Below are 3,998 nucleotides of genomic sequence, written 5' to 3' on the forward strand. Positions count from 1 at the left end.
GTTATCTTGAGCCCGAACTTGCGTGTCCTTCATGTGCGTGAAGCACTCTGAAAGTCCCCCAACTCCCGTGCTGGATGCGGTTATCTGCCGCCGTCCATCACGAAGGAGCTGGAGGCGCGATGCGCGTGCAACGGGTGCTGATGCCCGGGTCGACGACGGAGTCGTGGACGCTGCTGGGGGATGATCTGCGGCCGGTCGGTCCGGTGGAGTCGTTCCTGTCGTATCTGTCGGCGATCGAGCGGTCGCCGAACACCGTCAAGGCGTATGCCCACGACCTGAAGGACTGGTGGAGCTACCTCGAGGGCCGCGATCTGGACTGGAAAGCGGTGGATCTGGAGGCGATCGCTGCCTTCGTGGCCTGGCTGAGGCTGCCGCCGCCGGCCCGGAGCGGGAAGGTGGCGGTGCTGCCGACGGTCGAACATCACTGCACGGCGTCCAGCGTGAACCGCAAGCTCGCCGCGGTGAGTACGTTCTACGAGTTCCACGCCCGCAGCGGGGTCGAGGTCGCGGGCCTGTTCGTGACGATGCGCCCGGCCGGACGGCATCGGTCCGCGGCGACCTCCTACAAGCCGTTCCTGCAGCACATCGCCTCTGGCAAGCCTGAGCGGACGAGGACCATCAAGCTCAAGGCCGGCCGCAAACGGCCTCACGTCCTGACTGCCGCCCAGGCCCAGAAGATCCTGGACGGCTGCGAGCATCTGCGCGACCGGCTGCTGTTCGCCCTGCTGCTGGACACCGGGGTCCGCATCGGCGAGGCCCTGGGGCTGCGGCACGACGACATCGCGATCGCCGAAAAGCAGGTGACCGTGATGCCGCGGACCAACGACAACCGGGCCCGCGCAAAGTCCGGCCGCACCCGGGCCGTCCCGGCGAGCGCGGAGTTGATGAGGTTGTACTCCGACTATCTGCACCGTGAGTACGGCGCCCTGGACTCCGACTATGTCTTCGTGAATCTCTTCGCCGAACCGCACGGGCATCCTTGGGCCTACCCGGCCGTCTATGACCTGGTCAGGAGGCTGCGGAAGGTCACCGGTATCTCGTTCGAGCCCCACCAGTACCGCCATACCTACGCGACCTGGCTGCTGCGTCGCGGCGCGGGCATGGAAAACGTCAAAGAGCTCCTCGGGCATGCCTCGATCAGCACCACGATCGATACGTATGGGCACCTGACCGTCGAGGATGCCCGGCGGACTCTTGAGGATGCGGGCTGGTTCACCGGACGGGAGGTGAAGCTGTGACCTCCCCCGTTCCCCTCTTCAGCCCGGGGCGGGCCAGGTTTCTGGAGAACCTGCTGGCTACGGTCCGGACTGAGTTCCGCACGGAGATCTACCGCCCGGCGCCGGACGACCCGGTGTTCATCGCACCGCCCTGCGCGGTGGCCGACTGCGACCGGGTGGCTGCTCAACGAGGTCTGTGCAACGGGCACGTGATCAGGTGGCGGCATCAAGGCCGCCCGGAGATGGCCGAGTTCCTGGCCGCGGCCGGCCCACCAGTGCGAGGACGGCGGCCGCTGCCGTCGTGCCGTATTCCTGGATGCCGCTACGGGTGCTCTGCCCAGAAGATGTGCACCAGACACTACGACCGGTGGGCCCGGGCGGGCCGCCCCGACCTGGAGCAGTGGGCTGCCCCGGTGCTGCCCTCCCCGGTCGCCGAGTGCCGGCTGACGTTCTGCACTCTGGGCGTCGACGCCCCGGGCAAGTTCTTCTGCCACAGTCACCACGAACGGTGGGACCGCATCGCCGGCCGTTGCGACCCCGACCGCTTCATCCAGGACTGCGACCTGGTCGGCAGCCCTCACATCGACCTGCGCGGCCTGCCGCGCCAGTTGACGCTGGAGTTTCAGTACGGACTGCAGTGCCGGGCCGATGCACACCGCCGCACGACACCACCGCGCACCGTCACACAAGCCGTCCGTCTCGCCCGGGCCGCTGGGGTCGCGTCGCTGATGGACCTCACGGAAGAGCAGTGGCGGCACAGTGCGGCCTCGGGCCGGGTTCGCGAGCCGGTGCTCTTCCTGATCGAGGTCCGTGACGCCCTGGAAGTCCTGCGCGACGGCGCCGGATGGGAGAGCGAGTACCACCGCGACGTATGGAGACTGGAACGGCTGCCGGGCATCACGACCCCGGCCACCGCCACGGTCCCCAGACCGCGGGTCCGGCTGCATTTCGAACGCATCGGTCAGCCGTGGCTGCGGGAACTGGCCAAGCGGTGGCTGCGGCTGCGGCTCACCGGAGGGCTGAGCATCACCGCTGCCCACACCGGCCTGGACGCGCTGGTCTGCTTCGACGGCTTCCTCACCCACGTCGGCATCTCCCGTCTTGCCGACATCGACCGCCGGCTGCTGGAGCGTCACCTCGCCCACGTCGCCTCCCAGCCCGGCGGGCACGGCCTGAAGAAGGGCAGGATCAGCAACCTGAATCTCTTCTTCCAGGCCATCCGGCAGAACGGCTGGGACGACTCACTGCCGGGCACCGCCGCGTTCTACCCCGGCGACATCCCGCCCGAGCCGACGGCCACGGCCTCCCGACGGCTCGCCGAGCACGTCATGGCCCAGGTCGAAGCCGAGGAGAACCTGGACCGCTGGGACAACCCGTCCGGCCGTCTGATCACGCTCATCCTCATCCGCGGCGGCCTGCGGATCTCCAGCGTCATCTGCCTGGACTTCGACTGCCTCCTCCACGACGGCCAAGACGCCCCCTACCTGCGATATTTCAACACCAAGATGAAGCGCGAAGCTGCCATTCCGATCGACGAGGAACTCGAGCAGGCCATCCACGACCACCAGCAGCGTGTCCTTGACCGCTGGCCCCAGGGCACCGGCGTCCTGTTTCCCCGGCCGCACGCGAACGCCTCGGGAAAGCTGCGGATGTCCGACAGCAGCTACCGGCAGATGCTCCGCCGATGGCTTGCGACCTGCGACATCCGCGACGAACGCGGCCAGCCAGTCAGTTTGACGCCCCATCAATGGCGGCACACTTTTGCCTGCCGCCTGATCAACCGCGACGTCCCTCAGGAAGTCGTACGCGTTCTCCTCGATCACGAGTCGTCAAGGATGACGGCCCACTATGCGAGGATCACCGACCAGACCGTCCGCCGCCGCTGGGAAGCCGCGATGAAGGTCAACATCAAAGGCGAACGCGTCGCCCTCGACCCCGGCGGGCCGCTCGATCAGGCCCAGTGGGCCAAGACCCGCTACGGCATCGCCACCCAGACCCTGCCCAACGGCTACTGCGGACTGCCCGTGCAGAAGACCTGCCCGCACGCGAACGCCTGCCTGACCTGCCCCGTCTTCATCACCGGGCCCGAGTTCCTGCCCGAGCTCCGCGAGCAGCACACCCGCACCCTGACACTGATCGACAATGCGAAGAGCTGCGGCCACACCCGCGTCGCCGAGATGAACCAGCAGGTCGCCGACAACCTTGACCGCATGATCGGCGAGATGGACGACGTCCAGGACAACGAGGCGGCAGCGGATGCCGGCTGACAACTCCCACCTGATCGTCGCCGCCGCCCGACGCCGGGCCACGGCAACCCGTCGGCGCGCGGTCGCCGCCCTGCGGCGAATGGACGCTGCAGGCACCAGGATCAGCTTCGAGACCCTCGCCCGCGAAGCAGGCGTCTCCAGATCCTGGCTCTACAACCAGTCCGACCTGCGAGTTGAAGTCGAGCGGCTTCGCGCCCGCCACCGTCCCACCCCCGCAGCCCGCACGACTCCTGAACGGCAACGGGCCTCCGACGCCTCCCTGCTTCGGCGCCTGGAGACCGCCACCGAGCGAAGCCGCCAACTGGAAGCTGAAAACCGGGAGTTGCGCGAAGCCCTAGCCCTTGCTCTCGGGGAACAACGCACCGCCGATCTCCCACGCCGCCCCGGCGACACGCCGAAGAAGAAATCTTCCGCCGTCATCGGACCCTGCTGACGAGCACGTCGAGAACACCGTCCACCACGCATCACACAAGGTCAGGAGCCTACGAGCCGCGCAAGCTCAAGATAAGGGCAG

The 3,998-nt window shown here is 67.8% G+C and carries 3 protein-coding genes; all 3 read left to right on the forward strand.

Features of this window, described 5'->3' with window-relative positions; all coding sequences use genetic code 11:
- The first annotated feature begins 119 nt into the window (after window positions 1–119).
- The 3 genes from I8N67_RS40965 to I8N67_RS40975 all read left to right on the forward strand — a co-directional run bounded on the left by I8N67_RS40965 (window position 120) and on the right by I8N67_RS40975 (window position 3,917).
- Entirely contained in the window at window positions 120–1,238 is a 1,119-nt protein-coding gene (locus I8N67_RS40965) for a tyrosine-type recombinase/integrase (protein WP_200309394.1), read from the forward strand.
- Between the two features lie 323 nt (window positions 1,239–1,561).
- The gene (locus I8N67_RS40970; protein WP_234047079.1) at window positions 1,562–3,484 is read left to right on the forward strand and encodes a tyrosine-type recombinase/integrase; all 1,923 of its coding nucleotides are present in this window, start codon (window positions 1,562–1,564) and stop codon (window positions 3,482–3,484) included.
- Complete coding sequence (locus tag I8N67_RS40975; RefSeq protein ID WP_200309395.1) at window positions 3,474–3,917, forward strand: DUF6262 family protein; 444 nt, start codon at window positions 3,474–3,476, stop codon at window positions 3,915–3,917. The genes I8N67_RS40970 and I8N67_RS40975 overlap by 11 nt, the downstream gene beginning before the upstream one ends.
- Window positions 3,918–3,998: the final 81 nt, after the last annotated feature.

It is taken from the genome of Streptomyces adelaidensis (assembly GCF_016598475.1).
GTDB lineage: Bacteria > Actinomycetota > Actinomycetes > Streptomycetales > Streptomycetaceae > Streptomyces > Streptomyces adelaidensis.